This window comes from Crateriforma conspicua, from assembly GCF_007752935.1.
Lineage (GTDB): Bacteria > Planctomycetota > Planctomycetia > Pirellulales > Pirellulaceae > Crateriforma > Crateriforma conspicua.
The window spans coordinates 4,462,444-4,487,418 of record NZ_CP036319.1 but is presented as its reverse complement, the minus strand read 5'-3'; the positions used below and the strand labels follow the sequence as shown (position 1 = coordinate 4,487,418).

At 57.0% G+C, this 24,975-nt stretch carries 16 protein-coding genes; 6 read left to right on the top strand and 10 right to left on the bottom strand.

What is annotated here, in order from left to right:
- Positions 1-117 precede the first annotated feature (117 nt).
- From groL to Mal65_RS16350, 3 genes are all read right to left on the bottom strand, one after another.
- Positions 118-1,734 (bottom strand): chaperonin GroEL, encoded by a 1,617-nt coding sequence (gene groL / locus Mal65_RS16360; RefSeq protein ID WP_145299797.1) that lies wholly within the window; start codon positions 1,732-1,734, stop codon positions 118-120.
- A 95-nt stretch (positions 1,735-1,829) separates the two neighbouring features.
- Positions 1,830-2,147, bottom strand: a complete 318-nt coding sequence (locus Mal65_RS16355) for a co-chaperone GroES (protein WP_145299794.1) — start codon at positions 2,145-2,147, stop codon at positions 1,830-1,832.
- A 242-nt stretch (positions 2,148-2,389) separates the two neighbouring features.
- Positions 2,390-3,160: a rhomboid family intramembrane serine protease gene (locus tag Mal65_RS16350; protein ID WP_145299791.1), complete on the bottom strand. Its 771-nt coding sequence runs from the start codon at positions 3,158-3,160 to the stop codon at positions 2,390-2,392.
- A 180-nt stretch (positions 3,161-3,340) separates the two neighbouring features.
- Here Mal65_RS16350 and Mal65_RS16345 point away from each other — a divergent pair, with 180 nt between their 5' ends.
- From Mal65_RS16345 to Mal65_RS16330, 4 genes are all read left to right on the top strand, one after another.
- Complete coding sequence (locus Mal65_RS16345; RefSeq protein ID WP_449252309.1) at positions 3,341-4,888, top strand: alpha/beta hydrolase-fold protein; 1,548 nt, start codon at positions 3,341-3,343, stop codon at positions 4,886-4,888.
- A gap of 1,098 nt (positions 4,889-5,986) precedes the next feature.
- Positions 5,987-6,826, top strand: coding sequence for a glycosyltransferase family 2 protein (locus Mal65_RS16340; RefSeq protein WP_196784230.1), 840 nt, complete (start codon positions 5,987-5,989; stop codon positions 6,824-6,826).
- 285 nt (positions 6,827-7,111) lie between these two features.
- Positions 7,112-7,591, top strand: coding sequence for a hypothetical protein (locus tag Mal65_RS16335; protein ID WP_145299785.1), 480 nt, complete (start codon positions 7,112-7,114; stop codon positions 7,589-7,591).
- A 176-nt stretch (positions 7,592-7,767) separates the two neighbouring features.
- Positions 7,768-8,235, top strand: coding sequence for a response regulator (locus Mal65_RS16330; RefSeq protein ID WP_231131156.1), 468 nt, complete (start codon positions 7,768-7,770; stop codon positions 8,233-8,235).
- A 171-nt stretch (positions 8,236-8,406) separates the two neighbouring features.
- Here the strand turns inward: Mal65_RS16330 and sdhB are convergent, their stop codons facing one another.
- From sdhB to Mal65_RS16315, 3 genes are all read right to left on the bottom strand, one after another.
- Positions 8,407-9,261, bottom strand: coding sequence for a succinate dehydrogenase iron-sulfur subunit (gene sdhB / locus Mal65_RS16325; protein ID WP_145299779.1), 855 nt, complete (start codon positions 9,259-9,261; stop codon positions 8,407-8,409).
- A 72-nt stretch (positions 9,262-9,333) separates the two neighbouring features.
- On the bottom strand, positions 9,334-11,310 hold the full coding sequence (gene sdhA / locus Mal65_RS16320; protein ID WP_145299776.1) for a succinate dehydrogenase flavoprotein subunit: 1,977 nt from the start codon (positions 11,308-11,310) through the stop codon (positions 9,334-9,336).
- Between the two features lie 91 nt (positions 11,311-11,401).
- Complete coding sequence (locus Mal65_RS16315) at positions 11,402-12,316, bottom strand: succinate dehydrogenase cytochrome b558 subunit (protein WP_196784229.1); 915 nt, start codon at positions 12,314-12,316, stop codon at positions 11,402-11,404.
- Between the two features lie 274 nt (positions 12,317-12,590).
- Between Mal65_RS16315 and Mal65_RS16310 the strand changes: the two genes are divergently transcribed.
- Together Mal65_RS16310 and Mal65_RS16305 are read left to right on the top strand one after the other, a co-directional pair.
- Complete coding sequence (locus Mal65_RS16310) at positions 12,591-14,198, top strand: GntP family permease (protein WP_196784228.1); 1,608 nt, start codon at positions 12,591-12,593, stop codon at positions 14,196-14,198.
- 88 nt (positions 14,199-14,286) lie between these two features.
- Positions 14,287-15,420 (top strand): M24 family metallopeptidase, encoded by a 1,134-nt coding sequence (locus tag Mal65_RS16305; protein ID WP_145299773.1) that lies wholly within the window; start codon positions 14,287-14,289, stop codon positions 15,418-15,420.
- Positions 15,421-15,541: 121 nt separating this feature from the next.
- Here Mal65_RS16305 and Mal65_RS16300 read toward each other — a convergent pair whose 3' ends face one another.
- The 4 genes from Mal65_RS16300 to Mal65_RS16285 all read right to left on the bottom strand — a co-directional run bounded on the left by Mal65_RS16300 (position 15,542) and on the right by Mal65_RS16285 (position 24,759).
- The gene (locus tag Mal65_RS16300; RefSeq protein WP_145299770.1) at positions 15,542-16,393 is read right to left on the bottom strand and encodes a hypothetical protein; all 852 of its coding nucleotides are present in this window, start codon (positions 16,391-16,393) and stop codon (positions 15,542-15,544) included.
- Between the two features lie 200 nt (positions 16,394-16,593).
- Positions 16,594-17,067: a hypothetical protein gene (locus Mal65_RS16295; protein WP_145299767.1), complete on the bottom strand. Its 474-nt coding sequence runs from the start codon at positions 17,065-17,067 to the stop codon at positions 16,594-16,596.
- A gap of 3 nt (positions 17,068-17,070) precedes the next feature.
- Positions 17,071-18,462 (bottom strand): hypothetical protein, encoded by a 1,392-nt coding sequence (locus tag Mal65_RS16290; RefSeq protein ID WP_145299764.1) that lies wholly within the window; start codon positions 18,460-18,462, stop codon positions 17,071-17,073.
- A 225-nt stretch (positions 18,463-18,687) separates the two neighbouring features.
- Complete coding sequence (locus tag Mal65_RS16285) at positions 18,688-24,759, bottom strand: alpha-2-macroglobulin family protein (RefSeq protein ID WP_145299761.1); 6,072 nt, start codon at positions 24,757-24,759, stop codon at positions 18,688-18,690.
- Positions 24,760-24,975 lie beyond the last annotated feature (216 nt).

Genomic DNA, 24,975 nt, shown 5'->3' with positions numbered 1-24,975 from the left:
CGACCAACACAACAAAAAAACGACTCGTCCGAGCGGGTCGGACGAGTCGCGATTTTGATGTTGGGGCTCGGTAACTCGATCGATCGAAAGATGATTCGATCGACTGGGTCGAAGGGATCAATACATGTCGTGATCGCCGCCGGTACCGGCCTTACCGGCTGCCTTCGGCTTTTCGGCAATCAAGGCGTCACTGGTCAGCAACAAGGTGGCGACGCTGGCGGCGTTGCCCAGTGCGGTACGGGTCACCTTGGTCGGGTCGATCACGCCGGCCTTGACCAGGTCTTCGTAGGTATCGGTCAGGGCGTTGTAGCCTTCGTTTGCCTTAGCCGACAACACGCGTTCGCAGACGATGCCGCCGTCTTGCCCGGCGTTTTCTGCGATCATGGTCAGTGGTGCGCGGCAGGCACGCAGAACGATGTTGTAACCGATGACTTGGTCTTCGGTTAGATCGCTGGGCTTGACCTTGCTGCTGGCACGCAACAGAGCGACACCACCACCGGGCAGGATGCCTTCTTCGACGGCCGCACGAGTCGCGTGCAAAGCGTCTTCGACACGAGCCTTCTTTTCCTTCATTTCGCTTTCGGTCGCCGCACCGACGTTGACCTTGGCGACACCACCGGCCAGCTTGGCCAAGCGTTCTTCCAGCTTTTCACGATCGTAATCGCTGGTGGTGTTTTCGATTTCGCGACGAATTTGATCGATCCGTGCCTTGATGTCGGCGCTCTTGCCGGCACCTTCGATGACCGTCGTGTTGTCCTTGTCGATGATGACCTTCTTGGCACGTCCCAAGTGGGTCAGGTCGACGCTTTCCAGCTTGACGCCCAAAGCTTCGAAGATTGCTTGTCCGCCGGTCAGGATGGCAATGTCTTCCATCATGGCCTTGCGACGGTCGCCGTAGCCCGGGGCTTTGACGGCGGCAACGGTGAAGGTGCCACGCAAGCGGTTGATGACCAAAGTGGCCAAGGCTTCGCCGTCGACGTCTTCGGCGATGATCAACAGCGGCTTGCCCTTTTCGACCACCTTCTCCAGCAACGGAACCATGTCCTTGATGTTGCTGATTTTCTTTTCAAAGATCAGCACGTAAGCGTCTTCCAAGACGGCTTCCATGCTGCTGCTGTCGGTGACGAAGTACGGCGACAGATAGCCGCGATCGAACTGCATGCCTTCGACCCATTCTTGTTCGGTCTGCAGGCTCTTGCCTTCGTCGACGGTGATCACGCCGTCTTTACCGACCTTGCTCATGGCGTCAGCCAACAGGTTGCCGATTTCGCGGTCGTTGTTGCTGGCGATGGTTGCGACGTTGGCCATCGCATCTTGGTCTTTGACCTTGGTGGCCATCTTGTGCAGTTGCTCGGTGATATCGGCAACCGCGGCTTCGATCCCGGTCTTCATTTGGATCGGGTTGACGCCGGCGACCACGGCCTTCAGGCCTTCGTTAAAGATCGCTTCGGCCATCACGGTGGCGGTGGTGGTTCCGTCACCGGCGACGTCGCTGGTCTTGCTGGCGACTTCGCGAACCATTCGAGCGCCCATGTTTTCATAGACGTCTTCCAGTTCGACTTCCTTAGCAACCGTCACGCCGTCCTTGGTGACCGTCGGGCTGCCAAAGCTTTTTTGCAGGATGACGTTGCGGCCTTTCGGGCCCAGGGTGACTTTGACGGTACGAGCCAGTTTGGACACGCCGCGGCGGATCGCTTCGCGGGCTTCCTGATCAAAGGCGATGATTTTGGACATGAGTGATTACAAACCTTGTTTCAAAAGATGAATTGGTATTCGGACGGCGGGGACCGGATGCCGCGATCGAATTCAGTGGCCTCCGGCGGTCCGGATCATTCGATGACGGCCAAGACGTCGTCTTCACGCATCAACAGGTATTCCACGTCGCCGACTTCGACGCTTTCACCCGCATAGCTGCTGAACAGCACGCGGTCGCCGTCCTTCAACTGGCTTTCGCTGCGGCTGCCGTCGTCCAAAAGCTTTCCGGTTCCGACGGCGATGACCACGCCTCGGGCCGGCTTTTCTTTGGCCGAATCGGGCAGCACGATGCCGCCGGCGGTGACGTCTTCGCTTTCTTCACGTTGCACCACGATGCGTTCCCCGAGGGGCTGAAGCTTGACGTTGGACTTTGATTTCGTGGCAGTTGCCATTTCCGTGACACCTTTGCAATGACGGTTCGAAGAATCGTGAGGTTGTGAATCGTAAGATTCGTTGGGCCGATATGGTTTGACGCGACGCACCGCCGTACTGGCAGCCCGGTCGCTGGCGCACGCCAATGTTGCAAGTGCCGTGCCGAAACCTTTTTTTGTGTCACAAGTCGAATGATGTGAATGACTTGCGGCGATCCAGTCGGCTTCGGCACCTGGGCCGTCGGTCGGACTGGCAGTCTGCGTCAAAATCGCCGCTCGGTCACCGCGTCATGCGCAAGCGGTGAACGGCCCACCACTAAAGCAACCAGCCCACCGGCCACAAACCCGCCCACGTGTGCCCACCAGGCCACGCCGCCCGCCTGGCCGCCCATCGTCGACCCGATCCCGCTGAAAGTCTGCAGCAAAAACCAGATCCCCAAAAACACGGGTGCGGGAACAACAAACGTCTGGATGAAGATGAAAATCGGCAGCACCGCCAGCACTCGAGCGTGCGGGTACAGAAACGCGTAGGCCCCCATCACCCCGGCGATCGCACCGCTGGCACCGATCGTCGGCACCGGGCTGGACGGATCCGCGAAATAGTGGGCCAGCCCTGCCGCCACTCCGGTCCCCAAATACGCGATCGCATATCCCAGCGGACCAAGCCGGTCTTCGACGTTGTCGCCGAAGATGTACAAAAACCACATATTCCCCAGGAAATGCATCCAGCCGCCGTGCAGAAACATGCACGTCAAAATCGTCGCCCAAGCCGGAACCGCCGGCGGCGGCAACACTTTTTCGGTGATCACTTGGCGAGGGCCGAAGGGCGTGGAGACGACTTCGGCTTGAGGGACGACGATTTCCTTGTTCGGTTCGCTCAACCGCAGCGGCACCATTCCGAACCGCTGGACGATCGTGTTGCCGGAATCCACCGATGCGACCTGAGCCAAAAAAGCGATCGTGCAAATCGCAATGATCAGGTAATTGACCAACGGCGTGGTTCGGCTGGGGATGTCGTCGCGAAGCGGGATCATTGGCTTTGGGTTAACGTTGACGCTGCGTGATGCGATGCGGATTCGACCTCGGAACCGTTCCGCGGCCGATCGCCCTGTCACGATTTCACACCGACAACCGCTTTCTTGGAACGCCCCATGAAAACGCCCCGCCACACTTCCCTTCCCGCCGCCAGTCACGCCGCTGGCACCGCCACGACGATGACACGCCAGGTTTTGACCCGCTGCAGCGGCCTGTTCCTGTTGGCCGCGGTTTCGGCCGCCCCGCTGAATGCCCAAGTCGCCGAATCGTATCCCGTGCATCCCGATGCGGTTGCCCAAGACAGCGTCCCGCGTGGTGAAGTCACCGCGCACACCTGGAACGACAGCAAGATTTACCCCGGCACTCACCGCGATTACTTCGTTTACGTCCCATCACAGTACGACGGTACCGAACCGGCGGCGGTGATGGTGTTCCAGGATGGCCAGAAATACGTCCGCAAAAACAGCACCTGGGCCCTGCCCAACGTGTTCGACAATTTGATCCATCGTGGCGAAATGCCCGTCACGATCGCCATCTGTATCAATCCCGGCGTCGTGCCGGGCGGTGATGCGGAATCACAGGATCGATTCAATCGCAGTTTCGAATACGATTCCGTCAGCGATCGATACGCCCGGTTTGTCATCGACGAAATCTTGCCCACCGTCGGCAAAAAGTATCGTTTGACGGACGATCCGAATCTGCGTGCGATCGGCGGCAGCAGCAGCGGCGCCATCGCCGCGCTGGGCGTCGCCTGGCATCGGCCGGATCAGTTTCGCCGTGTCTTCAGCACCGTTGGCACGTATGTCGGTCTTCGGGGCGGTCACAATTATCCGACGATGATTCGAAAGACCGAACCGAAACCGCTGAAGATCTTCTTGCAGGACGGCAGCAACGATTTGAACATCTACGCCGGCGACTGGTGGAACGCCAACCGAACCATGTTGTCCGCGCTGCAGTGGGCCGGATACGACGTGGAAAACGTTTGGGGCGAAGGCGGCCATAACGGCAAACACGGAAGTGCGATTTTTCCTGACGCGATGAAGTGGTTGTGGGCCGACTGGCAAACGCCCATCACCACCGACACCACATCCCATCCGGAATTAAAAGACATCACCATCGCGGGTGAAAGCTGGCGATCGGTCAGCATCGATGAAGCCCCCGAGTCCATTCGCCAAAACATGGATCGTCGTGGCGACCAGATTCGTGTCGGTGATCTCCGATACCAAGCCGATCCACAGAAGGGAACGCTGACTCAGTTCGTCGACGGCGGCTCCGGTGCAAGCGTTCGTCCGTGTCCGTCGCGGCCCGCCGGGTTGGCCGTGACGCCGGATCGTCGGTTCTTGTTGGTCACCGATGCGGGCGGACGTTACGTGTGGTCGTACCGAATCGATCCAGACGGAAATCTTGTCGACGGTCAACCGTATTCATTCTTGCATCAAGCAGTCGATGCGACGGATCCCGTTGCGGCCGGCGCGGCGATGACGCGTGAAGGACGTTTGGTGGTCGCCACGGATTTGGGTGTTCAAATCTTTGATCAACCGGGGCGCGTTCACGCCATTCTGAACCGTCCGGTCGCCGGTGGTCGGATGCGTGATTGCGCGTTCGGGGGCGAAGACATGCAAACCTTGTTTGTTGTTTGTGGCGACGACATCTTCGCACGTGACCTGCAATTGGTGGGACACGATGAATCGTCACCGCCGGCGAAGCCACCCAAGCCGCGACTGTAGATCAGGACCTTCGCCAAGGCCGAAATCATGCGGTGATGGTGCAACCAAGATTATCTGTGACAACTGCGCATCACCGCACATTCGCGTTTGCGAATCGGCGGGCAAAAGAGCGAAAAGACGCGTCCATGACGGCGCCAAATGAAACGAGCCGACTTTGCATCATGCAAAGCCGGCTCGCATCCGCCGTTCCGGGTCCGAAGACCTTGGGCATCCATTCCAGGCGGGAATTTCAGTAGTGATGCCGATTCATCAAGCGTTGGTGACCATCTGTTGCACCGGAGCGAACCAAACGTTTTAAAACCAATCGTTTTAAAGTCCGACGTGAGTTCGCGGATCCGAAAAAAAAGGGAGCGACGTCCATGTACCGCGGAAGCATTATCCGCAGGCGCGTTCCATCATGCCCTCTCCCTTGATCGGAACGTCGGCTCGAAACTCTTCTGCCTTCAACCGCTGCGTCGCGTCATGGTTTCGCAGGGATCGGCCGGAAGCAAAGTTTCCGAACCAAGAGTGCGTTGTTGCCGTGCCAAAAGTTTCGGCGGCGTCATGCCATCAGCAATCAACAGCACGTTGAAAATCAACGGGTGTCTGGCGCGACCTTGGGAAGCTGGGTCGACCGGTTGAAGCAAACCAAAGTCGAGTCGCAGACAAGAAGCATGTGGATGACTCCGCGCTGAAAAGAAGCGACCGTTCCTTGCGTGAACGATCCATGTCGATGACGGGAAGAATGTGCGCTTGCCCCTTTGGAATGTCAACAACGATCGCTGCGACCGATCGTACAATTCGATCGGACTCGGCTCGTTGGCTCGGTAAAACACGAGCGATCATGGGCCAAGAATTTTTCGAAGAAATTGCCAATGCACCGGAGATCCGTACGAACACGGCGTTTGCCAATTTGTGGGCTTCAAGACAACGGTTTGAAACGCCACCGCCCATGCGTGCGTGCAGGTTTTGTACATTGTTGGCATGGTGATCGGGTGGACGGTTTCTGCTTCGCGTCGACACGTTTCCACTGTGCGTTTTTAATGAGGTGGCATTCTGAATCCGGAAGCTGAATCGAACACTGGTGATGACAGTGTTGCTAGCAATTTGGTCTCGGGTGTGTCCGCCGCTGAGGCGTGGACCGAGTCGTTCGTCCAGCAGTGTCGACGTCAATTCGGTGATCATTTTTGCGACACGCTGAACTACTTTTCTCTGCCCGACGGATTCACCCTTTCGGTCGTCGTGCCTGTCTACAACGAAGCGTCGACGGTGCGAATGGTGATCGATCGTCTGATTGCAACGGGGCTGCCGCTGCAGATCGTTTTGGTCGACGATGGCAGCAGCGACGATTCGGCCCAGCAGCTTCACCAGATCGCCGCGTCGCTGTCGGCCGGTGGCGACTTGCCAGCGGCCTGTGACGCCCGCGTGGTGGTTCTTGAACATCCGGTCAACCGCGGCAAAGGCGCGGCGATCCGAACCGGCGTTGCGGCCACCGACGGTGACGTCGTCGTGATCCAGGACGCGGACCTGGAGTATGATCCCCAGGACTTTCGCCGGCTCTTGCGCCCGATCGTGCAGAATGAGGCCGACGTGGTGTATGGAACCCGCTACGGATCGGCCGACCGCCTGGTGTCTCCCTGGTGGCACCAAATGGTCAATCGCTTCCTGAGTAATTTGTCCGGGATGCTGATCGGACCACGGCTGACCGACGTCGAAACGTGCTACAAGATGGCCCGCGGAGACGTGTTCCGGCGCACCGCGGCGGCATGCGGCGAAAATCGTTTCGGTATTGAAATCGAGCTGACGGCTCGGTTTTCACGTGCCCGGCTGCGGTTTGCCGAAAAACCCATTCGCTATCGCCATCGTTGGTACGGCGAAGGGAAAAAAATCGGCTGGCGGGATGGTGTCAGCGCGATTCGCTGCATCATTTGGTACGGATTATTCACCCGGTCGGTGTGACGCCGATCGATCGGTTTCGATCCTAGTGGTCAGGTATCCGTTGGGCGATATCGCTCGCGATGCTGGCCGAAACTTGTGGTGCGGGCGGAACGCCGGGCGGCAGAAAAAACTTGACGCCGGCCGCCCACTGACGTCTGATGAAAGTCTTCTCTACGGCAGCGCAGGGAATGCAAAAACGTGCCGAGGCCGCGATGTGTCTCGTTCCGTCCGTTGCGGTATTCTGATCACTGACCGCAGCCATTTCCGAACGCTGTGTTCCCATCCATCAGGAAGAAGCGAACGACCATGGCGACGATGACCGAAAAACGGACGCTGGTGGTGAATCCCGCGTTCCTTCAGGAAATCAAGGACAGCAATCCTGATCTGTGGCAAACCATCCACCAGCTGCGGCAGACGTGCGAAACGGAGGACGGATCTGCGGCCACGGTCCGCTCGTTGACCCGGCTGCTGGACACGCTGCGTGACCAATTGTCGATGCAGTTTGCGCTAGAAGAGGCTTACGGGTTTGTCGAAATCCCGGTCGGCAGCTCGGTGCGGATGCTGACCGATCCGGAACACTTTCAAAAGACGTCGCTGGCCCATGACCAGCATTGCCAACTGTACCTGCGGCTAAGCGAGCTGGCCGAACAGGCAGAGGAACTGCAGTACCGCGGTGTTGGCATCGAGGGATTTCGGGGGCTGATCGCCGCCGTGGAAGCCTTCGACGCTCGGCTGCGGCAACACGAACAGCTGGAAGCCGATCTGATTGCGTCGGCGGGTAATTAAAATGAAGGCGGGTCGTCGTGACGACCGAAAATGGACCGTTGAAAATGGCCGGTCCGGGCAGCCCGGCACCTTTCGCCGGCGTTTGACGCCGATGGGTGCGGGCGAAGCCGGAAATTCCGCTGTTTTCGCCGCATTGCGATTCGCCTTAACATGCAATCTGTCAGAGGAATCCGAAATTGAAGAGGCCGAACATGTTGGGTGATTCACGAACCAAGCCGATGGAGATCCTGTTGGTCGAAGACGGCTTGATGGATGCCCGCGTCACGATTCACGCCCTTCGCAGCAGCGGTGTTCACCATCGTGTGACCTTATGCCGCAATGTGGCAGAAACGATGAAATTTCTGCGGCGTGAAGGTGTTTTCGCACGGGCCCCCACCCCCGATCTGTTGCTGCTGGACATGATGTTGCCCGACGGCACCGGGATCGACATTCTTGAAATGTTGCCGGAGATCCCCAAGAACCGGCTGGGGCTGACCACCGTCGTGTTGACCGCCGCCGATGATCCGGCGCTGAAAGCACGCTGCGAAGAATTGCAGGTCAACGATTACATCGCCAAACCGGTCAGCGAAGCCGAGTTCCTGCGAGTCGTCCGCAATCAAAAGACGCTGATGGTTCACAGCACGCCGACACTGGCGTCGGTCTAGTTCGACACAGGACAGCGTCTTACACCGGACGCCGTCTTTCGGACGGCGTTTTCATGCCGCCGGTGCGCAAAATAAGACCGGCCATTTTCCGTGACCGGCTTCACCAATTACTTGAGTGAAGCCGCCTGGGAATCAGCCGGTCTGTTCAGGTTGGTCGCCGGTGGCCAGCGACTAACGCTCGAACCACTTCTTGATCGCGTGGACCGTGGTCGCACGTCCTGCACGCGCGATCGATGTGGTCAGCGGAATTTCTTTCGGACAAACCGCCACGCAGTTTTGGGCGTTGCCACATGTCGCGATGCCGCCCGGCCCGGTCAATGCGTCCAAACGCTCTTTGGCCAGTGCTTTTCCGGTCGGGTGGTTGTTGAACAACATCACCTGTGAAATCGCATTCGCACCCACAAATCCCTTGTCGTACTCGGCATACTTGCGTGCTTCGTACTGCTCGTCGGTTTCGCCTTCCTTACGTGGCACTTCGATCTTCAGGAACTGCGGGCATGCTTCCAAGCAACATCCGCAGCTCATGCACTGGCTGAGCGGATAGTTTTGCTCTTGGGTGTCACGCAGTTGGCGTTCGCCCGGACCCATGTCGTAATAGCTGTCGACCGGCACCCAACCCTTGACGCGTTGCAGTCCGCGGAACAGTCGTTCGCGGTCCACCATCAAGTCTCGGATGACGGGGAACTTGGACATCGGTTCCAAAACGATTTCGTCTGGATTATCGGCCAGCAACCGATCCACCAAGGCACTGCAGCTTTGACGGACGCGGCCATTGACGACCATCGTGCACGCGCCACACACCTCTTCCAAGCATCCACAGTCCCACGTCACCGGGGTGACGCGTTTACCGTCAACGGTCGTCGCTTGGGCGGCGATCCGTTGCAGAACGCTGATCACGTTCATTTCCGGTTCGTACTTGATCTTGTGCAGTTCCCAATACGGTTCCTGCCCGGGTCCGTTTTGACGTTTGATACGGACGTTGATGAATTCCGGTCGATTTTTCAGCGTCGGTTCCTGGGCGATCATCCGGCGATCCTGAAACGATATGAACGAGTGACTGACTGAGATGAATTAATTGAACTGAAGTCGGTTGTCGAATCAGGTCGTGGCGTACTGACCCGCTTCGGCTTTCGCCTTGGCACGTTCCTTCCAGACTTCTTCGATGATGTCTGCACCGACCAAGCCGTACAGCCGAGGCCGCGGCGGGATCGATGACGTGTCGACGTCTTCGTAGGTCAAGTCGGGTTGCATCGTGTCGGCGTTCCAAGTCGCGATCGTACTCTTCAAGTAACGTTCGTTGTTGGCTTCGAATTCGTCACACCACGCTTCGGCTTGCCGGCGACGTTCGGCCGGGTCTTCGGCGGTCAGCGGTGGTTTTTGGAAATCAGGTTTGTAATGGGCACCGCGGCATTCGTCGCGTTGCAGTGCACCCTTCAGGATGCACTTGGCCAGCGGGAACATGTCCTGTAGGGCCTTGGCGAACAGCACGTTTTGGTTCGTCCATCCGCCGGTGTCTGACAGGTTGACCTTCATCGCACGTTGGTGCAGTTCGTCGACCTTCACCAAGGCTTCGGAAAGCTGGTCGTTCTTGCGAACCACGGTCGCCACACGCGTCATCAAGTCGCCCAGTTCCTGGTGAATCAGGTACGGGTTTTCCTGGCTGCCTTCATTGCCGGTCAACAAGTGTTGGTGGCGATCAACTTCAGCCTGACGGGCGGAATCCAATAGTTCTTGGGAGACCGCGTCGTGCGGCTGCGAATCGATGTAGTTGACGATCGATGGTCCGGTAAACAAACCGGTAAAGATGCACGACAGTAACGAATTAGCACCCAGACGGTTTCCACCGTGATAGTGGTAATCACATTCGCCGATCGCATACAAACCGGGAATGTTGGTCATGTGGTTTTCCGGGGCCCCCGGTTCCAGGCCATTATCGCTGCTCTTGACGTAATCGGCCCACAATCCGCCCATGCTGTAGTGAACGGCGGGGAAGATTTTCATCGGTTCGACCCGAGGATCGACGCCCTGGAATTTTTCGTAGATTTCCAGGATGCCGCCCAGCTTGCGATCCAATTCCGCCGCCGGAATATGGGTCAGGTCCAAGTAGACGCACATCCGATCGTCTTCGACACTGAGGCCTTCGTTGACACAGATGTCAAAGATTTCGCGGGTCGCGATGTCACGCGGAACCAAGTTGCCGTATTCCGGATACCGTTCTTCCAGGAAGTAGTAGCGATCCGAATCGGGGATTTCTTGCGGAGCACGCGGGTCTTGGGCCTTTCGCGGCACCCAGACTCGGCCGCCTTCGCCGCGAGCCGATTCGCTCATCAAACGCAGCTTGTCGGCACCGGGGATCGCCGTCGGGTGAACTTGGATGAATTCACCGTTGGCGTATTTCGCACCCGCTTGGAAACAGCGGCTGGCGGCACTGCCGTTGCAGAAAACGCTCATCGTGCTGCGGCCGTAAACCAGTCCGCAACCACCGGTTGCCATCACCGCGGCGTCGGCGGGGAAGCTGCGGATTTCCATCGACACCATGTCTTGTGCGACGATCCCACGGCAGTTGCCTTGTTCGTCCAAAATCGGACGCAGGAAATCCCAGAACTCGTACTTTCGCACCATGCCCTCGGCTTCCTGACGCCGGACCTGTTCGTCCAGAGCATAAAGCAGTTGTTGGCCAGTAGTTGCGCCGGCGAATGCGGTGCGTTTGTAAAGCGTTCCGCCGAATCGACGCCGATCAATGAAGCCTTCGCCGGTGCGGTTGAACGGAACCCCCAAGCGGTCCATCAGGTCGATCACCTTGGGCGCCCACATCGCCATTTCTTTGACGGGCGGCTGGTGGTTCAAAAAGTCACCGCCGTACACAGTATCGTCGAAGTGTTTCCACTCACTGTCGCCCAGCTGGCGCGTCTGGTCGTTACAGCTGTTAATGCCGCCCTGGGCACACACGCTGTGGGAACGCTTGACCGGCGTCAGGCTGAACAAATCGACTTTGACACCCAGTTCGGTCAGTTTCATCACGCTGGCCAACCCGGCCAGTCCGCCACCGACGACGGCAACTCGTTTCTCTGCCATGAATACGGCTCGCTTGCTTGGTCAATAAATCAAAATCGGGTGGTGAATGCTTTTTCCTCGGCGGGACGCGCGCCGGGGGCTTTGTTCAAAATCAGGGCAGCAACATGGCTTGGGCGTCGGCGGAATCTTGGGATTCGTCGTCCGCACTCGCGTCATGGGGTTCGCCCAGGACCTTGTCCGCGGGAATGCGCTTCTCGTCGTTTTCGTAAACCAGACCGCCCTTCAAGTTCGCCTCGTACATCTCGTCTTCGATCATGCGGGCTTCCTTGGCTTCTTCAACCGACGGTGAAACGGCGGCCCACCAGGCACCCGTACCAAGAACCGTCAAAACGAGTCCGAAGGCCACACATAGTTTCGTGGCACGTTCTTGAGCTTGAGGCGAAATCCACAGGCCCCAAGTGATTCCGGCCGTCCAGATTCCGTTGGCCAGGTGGTAGATTGTGGCCAAGACCCCCAGCAGGTAGAAAGTCGGCCAGATGAAACCGTCCATCTGCATGATCAACGTGCTGGCGGCGTTGTACGGTTTGAATCCGGCCAACCCCAGCGGTTCCATCAAAGCCAGCCACGGTTCGGCGTGGAACCAGCCGTGCAGGTGCAGCACGTGAACCATCAAGAACAAAAACGCGATCATCCCCGTCCAGCGTTGCCATGTGTATCGCTTGTTTGCGGTGAAGCGGTACTGGCTGCTGTTGGTCTTGCCGGTGTAAATGATCCAGACGCCAAGGATCGCGTGGAACAACAGGGGCAGGAAGATGAATCCCCATTCCACCAGCGGCAATACGGACCCCAGGCTGTGAATCAAAAACACGGCACGCTGGAACGTCGCCACGCCGTTGAGCAGGCTGGCGTTGGTCGCCAAGTGCACACACATGTATGCGCCCAAGGGAACCAAACCCAACAGAGAGTGGATCCGGCGGATCGCAAACTCGTGTTTCTCGAAAAAGCTTACTTCGCTGACCGCTGCGTCTGACACGTTCTTGCTGTTTGGTTGGAAGACTGTATTCATCCGATGCGACCGCTAAAACAACGGTCGCGGCAACGGCATCGCCGGATGATCTTTGTGGGAACCCTGTTCCGAAGTGATTTTTCACTCCGAAAGATGTTTTATTTTCCCGCGTTTTTCGCGGAAAACACGCTCCGTTCGGCGACGCAGGGCCAATGTACGAGCCCGCAATGTTCGCCGCTAGTGCGCCACCGTGTCCCACAACCATCTGACAGACCGCGTGGTGGATTTGCCGACACGTCATGGCGTGAAGCGGCCCCACGAAGTCGACGCTACGGTGCCCCGAGCTGCCCTTGGCTGTGATACCGTAGCCGATCGCGGCAGTTCGTCACGTCGGGCGGATTCGCACGCGGCCCGCAGCAACAACGGCCGACTGTGGCGATTGGCGTGGGCCCATCGTTTCCGGTTCGTCCTTCAACGTTTGATCGATTGGTTTATGCACGTTTGGTGGTTGGTGGCGATTGCGGTCGTCGCGGTATTGTCCGCGATTCTAGTTTTTCGACTGCACGCATTTTTAACGCTGTTGTTGGCCGGCTGGTTGGTCGGGCTGTTGACGTTGCCCGCCGCGTTGCAGGATTACGCGGCAACGGAAGTCGCCAAAGGGAAAATGACGGCCCAGCAGGCCGACAGCTTTGTGAAGTCATCGGCGGCCGACCGTCTTGTCCACGCGTTCGGCGAAACCGCCGGGAAAGTCGGCGTGTTGATCGCGCTGGCCGGCGTGATCGGCAGTCTATTGATGGCCTCGGGCGCCGCTTCGGTGATCGTCGATGCGATGTTGCGTTTGACCGGACCAAAGCGTGCACCGGAGGCGTTGGCCGCGAGTTCGTTCGTGTTGGGCGTGCCCGTCTTTTTTGACACGGTGTTCTACTTGATGGTGCCGCTGGCCCAGTCGCTGCGACGAAAGGTCGGCAAAGACTACGTGCTGTTCTTGCTGGCGATCCTTGCCGGCGGTTCGATCGCCCACTCGCTGGTCCCACCGACCCCGGGGCCGCTTCAGGTGGCGGAAATCATTGGTGTGGATGTCGGCACGATGCTGCTTGCCGGTTTGGGCATCGGCAGTGTGACCAGCGTGATTTCATTGGCGGCGGCAAGAACCATCAATCGCTTTGTCGAAATCCCTTTACCGGAAGCGGCGACTCCCGACGAAACGCAAGATCATGATGCGAAACAAGCATTGGGCGAAACTGCGTCCGGCGACCGGCCGTCCTTGATGCTGTCGTTGTTGCCCATCGTGGTGCCGGTCGTGTTGATCGCAACCGGATCGACCGTTGCGTACCTGGCCCAGTCGTCGTCATCGCCGACGGGCGGTTGGGTCAAAGCCGTCGACAACCTGTGCGACAAAAACGTCGCCTTGGCGATCGGCTGTGCGTTGTCGTTTTTGTTGATGCGGTACTGTGATCCGAAAGAAAAAAACAAGCTGGTCGCGACATCTCTGGCGGCGGCCGGTTCAATCATCCTGATCACTGCGGCCGGTGGCGCGTTCGGCGCGATGTTGCGGCAGGCAGGCATCGCGGGTGCCGTCGCAGGATTGGCCGAAGGCGTTCCGGGACTGATGATCCTGCCGTTGGCTTTCATCGTCACGGTGGCGATTCGAACCCTGCAGGGCAGTGCCACGGTCGCCATGATCACCGCCGCCGGCGTGATGCAAGGTTTTGCCGCCGACGGCACGTTGCCCTTTCATCCCGTCTACTTGGCGATGGCGATCGGCGCGGGCAGCAAACCGGTTTCTTGGATGACCGACAGTGCGTTCTGGGTGATCACTCGGATGAGCGGCATGACGGAGGCTCAGGGGCTGAAGGTGATTTCGCCGATGAGCACCGCGATGGGCTTGGCGGCCTTACTGGTGACGGTCAGCTTCGCGTATTTTCTACCCATGGCGGGTTGATTCGGCACCTCGAATGTGACCGCTGTCTGTGCCGGCATGTTGCCCGCTGACCGCTTTCGTTTCCCCATCATCGTTTGGATCGACGTCCATGGATTTCATCATCGCCGGGTTTGCCGACAAGAACGCGACGCTTTACCGACGCTTGGGAGTCCCCTTGGGCGACCCGGCCGCGTTTTTGCAGCTAGGCGACCAGGCGTTCGGAATTGTGCGTGATCTGGAGATGGATCGCGTGCGACAGAACCGACCCGGTTTGCAAGTATCTTGCCCAGCCGATCATGCCGGCCCCGATGGCTTGCCCGCCGATCGCGAATCGGCGACCGCCGCAGCGGTGGCCAACATGGTGCGCGATCGCGGCGTCGGTCATTTGTCCGCTGATCGAACGTTGCCGCTGATCTTTGCGCATCACCTAACTGCCGCCGGCGTCACGGTCGACTACGACCCCGACCTTGGCGTCAACGACCGACGATCGAAAACGGATCAAGAGATCGAGTACTTGTCGCAGGCCCAGGCGACCACCGAATCGGTGATGCGAATGGTGTGCGAAACGATTGCCGACGCCACCGTCGACGCCGAAGGCCAACTGTTGCTCGATGGCACCGTCCTGACCAGTGAACGAGTCCGCAGTCTGGCCGCGGTGGAATTTTTGAAATTGCAATACACGATGCCCCATGGCGCAATCGTGGCGACCGCGCCTCAAGTGGCCGACTGTCACCACAGTGGCACCGGACCACTGCGGACCGGAACGCCGATCGTCGTGGATTTGTTTCCGCGTTGTGAGGCGACCCGTTACTGGGGCGACTGCACGCGGACGGTCGTCCACGGCGACATCGATCCGGTGGTCAAGGAAATGCACGCGGCGGTTTTGGAAGCCAAATCGGCGTGCATCGCCAAGCTATTGCCGGGCGTCACCGCCGACCAGGCGCATCATGCCAGCGAAGCGGTGTTGTTGCAAAAGGGCTATCCGTCCAGCCGCGGGACGATCACCGATGAACCGTCGATCCAGCACGGCACCGGACACGGCATCGGTTTGGACGTTCACGAACCGATTTTGCTGGATGCCGGCGGTGGTGAGATGTTGGCTGGTGAAGTCTTCACCGTCGAACCTGGTCTATACGGTCGCCGTTGCGGTGGCATCCGCGTCGAAGACATGGTCGTCGTCACGCCAGAAGGCCCTCGCAATTTGAATGAATTGAACGAGGGCCTGGATTGGCGATCGGTTTAGCGGTCGGCCGTTCGACTGGAAATCGGCTTGATCGGACCAGAGAGCCTATTCAGGCGAAGAAAAAAAGCGTATTCGGTCACTTCCAGTGTCAACGCCGTTGATCACAAAGACGCTTCGCGAATCAGCCCTCTGGTCGTTTCCAATCAATCAGTTGTTCAATGCTTTTAGGTGTGATCTGTTCACGCTGAGCAATCTGTTCAATGTCGCCGATCGAACCGAGTGGTCGCCAAAGCATGTCGACCACCAACGTTTTCTCCATCGGAAAGCGTTTCTTCGTACCGTCTTTGCGCGGTAGCCTGATCGATCCGAGCGTTTCTTCCACGACACTGGAAGGAAGATGGCCAGCCCCATCATGTTTGCTCCAGTCGATTGTTTGGCGGGTAACAACATCCCAATTTTGATTGGCGCCACATCTTTGACGCACCACGTGTCGGATGGGGAGCAATTCTTGAGATGAGAAAAACCATTGATAGGTTTCGTCACATTTGCTTTCGATCTTTGCGGTAAAGCTGATTTCAAGATCCGTCACTTTTGTACTGAGCGTTTTGGCCATCGACGTAACCCGCACCAAGCTTTCGCGGTTGTTTTCCTGGCCAAAGACAGATGCGAAGAACCCCAATGACCCCAGTGAACGAAGTCTGGGAATGGTTCGTAATTCGGATCTTTGTTCGAATGAAAGTGGGAGAACTTCAGGCGGACGTCCCACCAAACGCCGAATAGTGCGATCACCGTCAATTAAAACCATTAAGGTTTCCGCACGACGATCAGCAGGGACACCTCTAAGTAGTTGCTCGATATCGTAGCTGTAGTTGACCGAAAGAAGGAGCAGTTGGCGATTCGGCTTATCATAGTGTAGTCGCAAGAAACTCTCTCGCGGTATGATCGGCATGCCCATCACCTCAACCGATTCTTCGGTTCGCCAAGCCAGGTCGTACGAGTCAATCGCGTCGAGCAACGCTGTCGACGCATCCATGTATCCAATCAACTCGTTGGCCCTATTATCTGCCGACCGGACCATCGGGCATGCGAAGAGCAACAATCCAAAAGCGGATCCATATAAAAAGACGCGAGATGCCCTAACTATAATAAACATTGATCGTTCCTCAGGAAAAGTACCTATGCGTATCGAATTGCATAGAAGACCGGTGCGGCGAGGTACGGTTTTCAGGGACGTCACTGGTCGTCGGGGCAGCGTCCGATCACAGTATGATCTTGAACTTGACTAAGGAAGTGGGCACCCGATCCAAAATCGACTTGACATTTGTAGTTTGTTGCCGCAGTGCATCGCGAACTGTAATCGCAATCCCACCAACGATCGCACCAAGTTGTCGTACCTGGAACCGGGGCGTAGTCATCGCCCCAATTGATTTCGGGACCACCGTCGTAGTCTCGTTCTTCGGTGGTGGTAAAGTCGCGATCATTGACTTCGTGTTCGACAGTGTCTTCCGGGCAGTAATAAAAGGGACTGTAGTAGCCTGGTTCGCAGTCAGTGTCCGCGCATGCGGAGGCATCTTCAACGATGTCTATGCAATTGTTGGTGATTTCCACTGTGCAGATTGCTTGGGCGGAATTGGTGCTCAAGAGGTTTGCCACGCAGGCAGCGATAAAGAGTCCAATAGCAATAAGGAGCTTGGCGATTCGCTTCATTTGTCATTCCTGGTTGGGAGATCTTGAAGAAAAAACGACTGGGATCTTGACCGTTCGTAGTAACTTGCCAGCCATCAACCGGCATTCGATCACAAGGTTTTCCGGCGGTTCTGACGCCGGATCAGGAGCATCGAAGAAGATTCGATAGATGCCAACCTGGCCAACTTGACGCACTCGTTCAGAAGCCAATGGTTTGGAAGTAGCATAGAAATCACATTTCAGCTTGGATCCGTCACCATCTGGCCGACGGTCGGACGCTACGATCTTGCCCGTATATCGGCCTTGTTCCGCGTCGAGGTGCATGACAAGCGTCCGCGGTGCAACGGTCAACGGATGCGATGTCGAGATGTCAATCATGACGTCGCTTGACGATCCGGTTTCAATATTGGTCAGCTTGAGCGATCCGGCGATGGGGCCATTCTTGATGGCTTTCCGCTTAACTCGCATGCGAACTACTGAGTTTTCAAAGTCTAACGCGGTCTCGATATTCGCGAGAGATTGGCTTGCCGTTAAGTCAATAAGTTCTTGCTTTGTATCGGCCCCCAGCAAAAATGGAATTTGGATCTCATGATTATCCTGGTCCACTGGGATTTCGGTATCCACATAGCTTGGGACAAAGGCAACAACGCCACTGGCCGAGAAGAATGGTCGTATCGAAAAAAGTGGTGAACCGTTGGCACGCCGGGCCAAGATTCCGACTTCCGAACGAACTTTGGAAGGATTGGTCGGCGTTGAAATTCTGATTCGAAAAACCTGATTAGATTTATCAGGCAGCACACCCGAGCGTGGAGATAGCGAAAGGCATTGGCATCCGGGCTGGATAGAGCTGAACACCAAGTCAGAATTGGTGTGATTCTTCACTGTCAGCAAGCAATCGATAACCGTTCCGGGAAGGTGTGAACCGAAATCCACTTCGACTCGCGGCAACCTGCGCTCAACTCTCGTCAAGACGCAGGCTCGCTCAATCTGCACCACACGTTTGCTGGGCCCTTTAACGACGTCTCCTTCCGAACTGTCGGTGTTGACCTGATTAGCAAGGGAGGATGCCGAAAATGGGATGCACAGCAAAACCACACAACATCGCGTCCAGAAAGCTGAAACGCAGAATCTGCTCAGGTGACCCATTTGCGAGACCAATTTGATCCGCTCGTTCAACGACATCGTATTGAGCCGTGTGGCGGTGGCTGACAGAGCACCGCGCCAATTCAAACATCGCTTCGACAACACGTGCCGTTGGCCCCAACTGTTTACTTGCTTGTTGCCCAATTGACCCTGACCAAAAACTGTTTTAACGGAAAAAAATGGGGGGGCAACAAAATGTTTCAGCAAAATGCCAAAAAGAATGAAAAGTGTTCGCCGCGAAAGAAGGGAGACAGTGGGGAAGGATTCAGGCACGAGCGGCACGGTTAGTCATGTTTGCCGAGACCATAGCGCGGCATCGATAGCTGCATGGAAACTGGTGGGGATAGGATTTTGAGTCCGTTTGTTTCGTCACCCCCGACGGCCCTCGCAATTTGAATGAATTGAACGAGGGTCTGGATTGGCGTTCGGTTTAGCGACCGGCCGTGTTCGCGACTCCAGCGCATACCGCACGATGCCCGCCAATCGAACAGTGAATGCTCACTGGACCTGGATCGGCAGGCTTTCGCTGTGGCTGTTGAACTCCGGTGCGTACATGCATTGGATGTTCGCAAGACCCGTCTGATATTCACCACGCAGTTGGACGCGGGTCGAGTATTCGAACACGTACTTGCCTTTGGGCAGGTAGTCGATGAAGAAGTGGCTGGCGGTATCACGAGTGGATTCGTAGTACGCCAATCCGTCTTGATAGCGATACGACGACAGCACGTTGACAGGTTCTGTACCGCTGCCGCGGTGGTCCTTCAGGTGCAAGTATTCCATGTCGCGATCGGTCGCCAAAACGAGACGCACCACCAATTCATCGCCGACTTCCACCGGGCCATCGACACGCTGCAACTTGGGGCCCGACGCCGTATTCTTTTTGACGTACAACTGTTTCGACAGTTTCAGCGGCGTGCCTTCATGAGCGGTCACGTTGGCGATGTCTTCCATGTATTGCCAGTGCACGCTGCCCCAAGCGACGCCGTCGTCGACCTTCGTGACACGAACGTCCGCTTGCTTGGCGGAAATTTCTGACCCGGTGAATCGTTGTTCGTAGAAACCGGTGCCCGCTTCGATCCGCTCGGGCTGAATCTCTTCACCTCCCAGCGCGACGGTGACGATTTCGTCGGATGCCAATTCGTTTCCACCACGCAACAGCAACGCGTACACGGCGTCGGCAGTGGCCTTGGTTGTTTTCCAATCTTGGGTTTGTTTTTGCTTCAACAACCAGACCTTGCAGTCTTCGACCGCAACTTGGTCGTCCATGACTTCGTCGAAGGCTTCGATCATCATCGCCTGGGTTTCGATCGGGGCACGGTACCACCACCATGACAGTTCGGTGTCACGCCAGAACATGCCCATTTCTTCGTCGGTGACGCTGCGTTCTTTGATCGACACCATGATAGCGCGTGCGGAAGACGTTTTGCCGAACCGTTTCAGGGCGATCGCCAGGTGTGCCTGCGATTGTCGGTTGGCCAGTTTCAACCAGTGCGTGGATGCTTGATCGACCCAGTAGTCGATGGCTTGGCGATGCTCCGCAGCGATCGGATGATCTTTCAAGAAAAAGCTGCGGCCGTACAAATACAACGCCACCGTGGATGACAGGTGATTCTTGTCTCGGTCCTTGGCTTTGATGTCTTCGTAGATCTCCGTCATCCAGGTATCCAGTTCCGGGATCGCAAGGTCGACCACGTCGGTTTCGATGTTCACACCCAGATGATCCAGGCGGCCGAAGCCGGTGACGATGTACAGGGTGATGTAGCGGTTTTGGCGTCCACCGGGGAACCACGACCAGGTGCCGTCGTCCAGTTGACGATCGGCAAGCTTTTCCACCGCACGATCAAGTTCATCGTTCAAACGGTTGGTATCAAAAAGCACCGCGACGTTTCGCCGAGCTTGGCTTTCGGCCTGGGCTTGGCGGTACCAGGGCGTTTCTTCGATCATGACCGCTTTCAAGTCTTCGTTTTTCAACAGTGGGCTGTCCAGCGTTTCGGTGCCCCGCCACTGTTCAAAGATGCGTTCGATCTTCGGATCGCTGTTGACGATCTTTCGCGCCAGCGCGTTGGCATAAATTCGGTTGAACAATTGTTCGCTGCACTCGTGCGGGAACTCCATCAGGTATGGAAGTGCCATCACGGCGTACCACGACGGGTTGGAAACCATTTGCACGGTCAGCGACTGGTGCCGCAGCGATTCCGACCCCGCCGAATCGGCCAATTTGTCGAAACGAAAGTCCTTGGTTTGTGCACCACGGATCGGCAACGCCAACGATTCGGTGACCAGAATGCGACGCGACAGGACGGGCAGATAGCCTTCTTCGCCATCGGAAAGACGCCCGGTCGAGCCGACCGCCTTGTAGGTCAGGAATCCGATTTCGTCGGGAACATTCAATCGCCAAGAATAAGACTTGGATTCACCGGCGGCGACTTCAAAGGTTTGATCGACCGAATCGTTTCCAAGCAACGCATCGACGGTATCTCCGGTGCGAGCGTTTGCAAACGTCAGTCGAACAGTGCCGGTTTGCCGTGACGGCGACAGGTTGCTGACCTTGACGGTGAATTCGATCTGGTCGCCTTCGCGTAAGAAACGCGGCGGATTCGGCTGGATCATCAAATCCTTGCTGGTCACCACGCTGTCGATCAGACCGCCGCTGGCCAATTCCGTATCGTGGGCGAAGCCCATGAATTTCCATTCGGTCAGGGCTTCGGGCATCGTGAATTCCATCCGCACCGTGCCGTCGTCACTGGCGGTCAAGTGTGGGAAGAAAAACGCGGTTTCGTTCAAATTCTTGCGGGCTTGAACACCCGACAGATCGATGTCGGGCTGTGGGGCTTGTTCCGCCTCACCGCCTCCGCCAATTCCCCCCATTCCCGCGGACGCTTTGGACATGATCGCTCCCTCGGCGACCTCTGCATCGTCCATTCCAAATGCGTCGGCCATTTCCGGGCTGGCTGCCATCGGTGCGGCCTGGGGCGCGGCACCAAAAAACATGTTCGAACGTCCCATGGCCCCACCCATGCCGCCTCGCATCATGCGGCCACGCATGAATTGATAGCCCATGAAGTTGTGGACCAATTCACCGGCCAGGCTGGGGTACACCAAGCTGCCGTCGCGATTGCGGGTGGTCCAGTCGTTCCAGAAAACTTGCAAGTTCTGGTTGTGGTTTTGGAAATAGGATCGCACCGATGATCCGTCACGGCGAAAGACGCTGAAGCGTTGCAACCACTGATGCGGTTGGTACGCGTCTAGCGATACGTCATATAGCGTCGCCACCATTTCGGCGGCCGCTCGTTCGGCGTCAGGGCCTTCGATGATGGCGGTCCACGTTTGTTTTTCCGCCGGTGAAAGCTTGCTGACGAAGTGTTCCCATCGGATCGACAAATTCTTGTTCGACCAGGGAACCGAAACCGTGTTGCTGTGCAGGAAAGCACGGTTTTCGCGAACCATCGTGGTGCGGATCGTGAACCCGCCACGCATTCCGGGTTCGACTTTCTGTTCGATCAATGCTTGGGTTCGATCGGCGGGCGTCCAGAAAGATTTCAGCACCTTACCGCGATGTTCGATTTCGACGAATGCTCGCGCCTGTTCATATCCGCTGCCCCAGAAGACTTGAAAGTCCTCGCCGACTTCGACCGACCACGATTTGGCTTGATAGATCTCGGGCAGCCGAATGTCCAGTTGCTTGGCGTCCAAGTCCAGCACTTGCATCGGATGCAACGCCGAGATCTCATTTCCGCGATCGTCCCGACTGGTCAGCACCGCACGATAGATGCCCGCATCCAGCGATGCTTTGAACGTGGTCTGGCCGCTGGCGTTGGTTTCGAATTCGGTTTCCGCGACGACATCGCCCAGCGGCCAGGAGTTTGGATTGGTGGGATCGATTTCGTCGGGCGATTTCGTTTCACCTTCGTCGAACAACGCCGGCGGGCTGAAGGGATCAGGAGCACGCGTCAATGATTGACGAGTCACCTGGTCGGGCTGAACCAAGCGGTGAATCTTGACGGTTCCGGTTGCCGCTTGGGGTTGTCCGTCCAGCGAAGTTGTGCGGATTCGGATCGATACCGGTTCGTCCGCGGTCAACCAATCGTCGGCCGTCATTGATGCGGCCAGGCTGGTGTAACCTAGGCTGATCGTCCGCTTGTCGGATCGTGTTTCGCCGGTCGTGTCGGTGACGTCCGCGTGAATCTCATAGCGGAACGTCGGCTCGGAATCCTTGGCAACGCTGGCATCCGGTTTCGCCGTAAATTCGATTTCAAATCGACCGGACCCGTCGGTCATGCTGGTGCCATGGGCGATTTCTTGGCTGCTGCTTTGCGGCGGCATCCACCAGCAACGCCAGTACCACCAGACCGGATAGTTGACCGATCGCACGACACGCCAAGTGACTTTGGCATCGTTGATCGCCGCTCCGGTGTAAGCCGTTGCTTTGCCCGTCGCCGTGACGACTTGATTCAAAGACGCTTGGTCGGCCAGCGGTTCCAGTTCGACCTGAAATTTCGGACGTTTGTATTCTTCGACGTTGATGTTGGCTTGACCGCGAGGACCATCGACGACTTTCAACGTCATACGTCCGGTCAGCCGGTCCCGAGGGGCGGTGAAGCTGCCGGAAAAGCTGCCGTAATCGTTGGTGCGAACCTTCAGCGTTTCGACTTCTTTCCCGTTCGGATCCGACAACGTCACGCTAAGCGACCGATTCTTCAGGACCTTGTATTGGTCTTGGTGTTGATACACCGACAAACAGATGCCTTTGAAGCGGATCGTTTGACCGGGGCGATACAGGCTGCGGTCTGTAAAAAACTGAGTGGATTCGTTGGTTCGGTGATTCGGTTCAACGCGTCGGGTGTTGAAGTAGTTGTGTGAACTCAGACGATTTCCGTCGTGGCTGGCCAGCAGCATCACGCTGTTGCGATCGGCGGCGTTGATTTGGAACAACCCGTTTGCATCGCTGCGAACGGTACGAAGCGGGCGAAAACGATTGGTCCGCGGTTCACGCATCCAAGATCGCACGCTGGCACCACGGATCGGTTCACCGGATTTTGCGTTCAGCACGAAACCTGACAAGCGACCGGTGCGATTGTCGTTTCGAATGACCAACGCCAGATCGCTGACCCAGACCTCGGCGATGCTCAGCTGGTTGTCCGACTTGGCAAAGTCCGCCGACTGGCTGGCAAGCAGGTAATACGAACCGGGGGTGATCCCATCGGGAACCTTGACTGAATGGCTATGTTGGCGAAAGTCACCGTGGTCGGTCAGGTCGGCTTCCCAAGTGCTGACCGCCGGCATCGACAACAAAGCATCGCGAAAATCGTCATCCATCTGCATCGGGCGATAGCGATCCGAATTGACGAAAGCGTCGAAATCAAATTCGACCAGTTTGAAATGAACTTTGGTGATGTTTTGATAGCGAACGTGGATCGGTGGAACGGGATCGGCCCAAACACGTTCGGCTTCGATGTGAAGTGATTTGCTGCGGATCTGTTCCAACAAGTTGAAGCAACGATTCGCGCCGATCGAATCCGGATAGTCTTCCAACGCGTCGATGCACAGTCGGTGTGCTGTGACACGATCGTTTTCGTTGAAGTGAATTTGGGCCAGTTCGTGGATCGCTCGCGAGGTGACGGTTTCGCCACGATGATCTTCGATGAAGCGTTCCAGGGCGGATTGGTAACGCTGGGTCTTGTCGTCACCTTGGGCGTGGTTGTTGCCGAAACTCAGGCGGCCTAAGTCCGCGTCCAGTCGTGCGTCGGGGGATTCGTCGTCGGCGTGGAACCGCAGCAGATCTTGATAAAGCTGAATCGATCGCAGCAACAACGAATCCTCATCGGACGTGTCTGGTGTCCAAGCAAGGAACCGCTCGGTGGTGTCAAAGATGGGGTCGTCGGCCGACAAGACGAAGGCATCTTCGATTTGGTTGCCCGCCTGAGTTCCACTGCTGTAAAAACTCAATGCGTTGTGGGCCAGCACGTCATACAACGTCGGCCGAAAGTTGGCGCCACGATCATGGTTGTCCAGCAACTGTTCGTACTGTTCGACCTTGGCGGCTTTCAATGTTTCAGTGTCTTCGAAGGCCAAGTCGAATTGGCGATCAATTTCACGCAAGATTCGTGGCAGACTCCACTCGGTGAAATCTTCGCTCGGTGCGGTTTCCGTTTCGGTCCGCTGCATGAAACGCCAGCGGTTTTGTTGGAAGTAATGCCAGTACCAGTTCGCAACGATAGCTTGCAGGATCGGACGCACCTCGTCGGGAGCCTGATCGATCTGCGTTTGCATTCGGGTGATCTTTTCTTCCGGCTTGTTGCCCTGGATCATTCCCTGCAAAACGATCCGCTGCGTGACCGCTTTGATCCATTCGTCGTACTGTTTGTTTTCGGCGGCGCGCCGGACGATCGGATCCAATTTTTCGATGGCGGTTTTGGGACGTCCTTGGTTGATCGCTTGCTGGACCGCCTGCCATTGGGATTGCGGATCCGAAGGTTCGTCTTGCGTCATGCCGAGTGAAGCCATCAATAGGAACGCGGACAAAAGCGAAGCACTCGCGAAAGCAATTCGTCGAATCGACACGGCAGTCATCCTTGTGGGCAAAGTGAGATAAGTCGTTGGTCGTGAAAAGGATTTCGGCAAGGCCAACGGTCGGTATTTTTGCATACCCGGCGCCCTGCACATCGGACCAACGATGAAGACAGCGATTTATTAGCCGAAAAATCAGACGATTGGCCGAAAAAATTTTGACCACTGCGTCTCGGCCGCGGCTTCGCACGTGGGCGGTCAGTCGGGCGAATTCATTCC

Bases quoted from the DNA above. Each gene is read 5' to 3' on its own strand.
- groL (WP_145299797.1), bottom strand. From the start codon at position 1,734: ATGTCCAAAATCATCGCCTTTGATCAGGAAGCCCGCGAAGCGATCCGC.
- Mal65_RS16355 (WP_145299794.1), bottom strand. From the start codon at position 2,147: ATGGCAACTGCCACGAAATCAAAGTCCAACGTCAAGCTTCAGCCCCTC.
- Mal65_RS16350 (WP_145299791.1), bottom strand. From the start codon at position 3,160: ATGATCCCGCTTCGCGACGACATCCCCAGCCGAACCACGCCGTTGGTC.
- Mal65_RS16345 (WP_449252309.1), top strand. From the start codon at position 3,341: ATGACACGCCAGGTTTTGACCCGCTGCAGCGGCCTGTTCCTGTTGGCC.
- Mal65_RS16335 (WP_145299785.1), top strand. From the start codon at position 7,112: ATGGCGACGATGACCGAAAAACGGACGCTGGTGGTGAATCCCGCGTTC.
- sdhB (WP_145299779.1), bottom strand. From the start codon at position 9,261: ATGATCGCCCAGGAACCGACGCTGAAAAATCGACCGGAATTCATCAAC.
- sdhA (WP_145299776.1), bottom strand. From the start codon at position 11,310: ATGGCAGAGAAACGAGTTGCCGTCGTCGGTGGCGGACTGGCCGGGTTG.
- Mal65_RS16315 (WP_196784229.1), bottom strand. From the start codon at position 12,316: ATGAATACAGTCTTCCAACCAAACAGCAAGAACGTGTCAGACGCAGCG.
- Mal65_RS16305 (WP_145299773.1), top strand. From the start codon at position 14,287: ATGGATTTCATCATCGCCGGGTTTGCCGACAAGAACGCGACGCTTTAC.
- Mal65_RS16300 (WP_145299770.1), bottom strand. From the start codon at position 16,393: ATGGATGCGTCGACAGCGTTGCTCGACGCGATTGACTCGTACGACCTG.
- Mal65_RS16295 (WP_145299767.1), bottom strand. From the start codon at position 17,067: ATGAAGCGAATCGCCAAGCTCCTTATTGCTATTGGACTCTTTATCGCT.
- Mal65_RS16285 (WP_145299761.1), bottom strand. From the start codon at position 24,759: ATGACTGCCGTGTCGATTCGACGAATTGCTTTCGCGAGTGCTTCGCTT.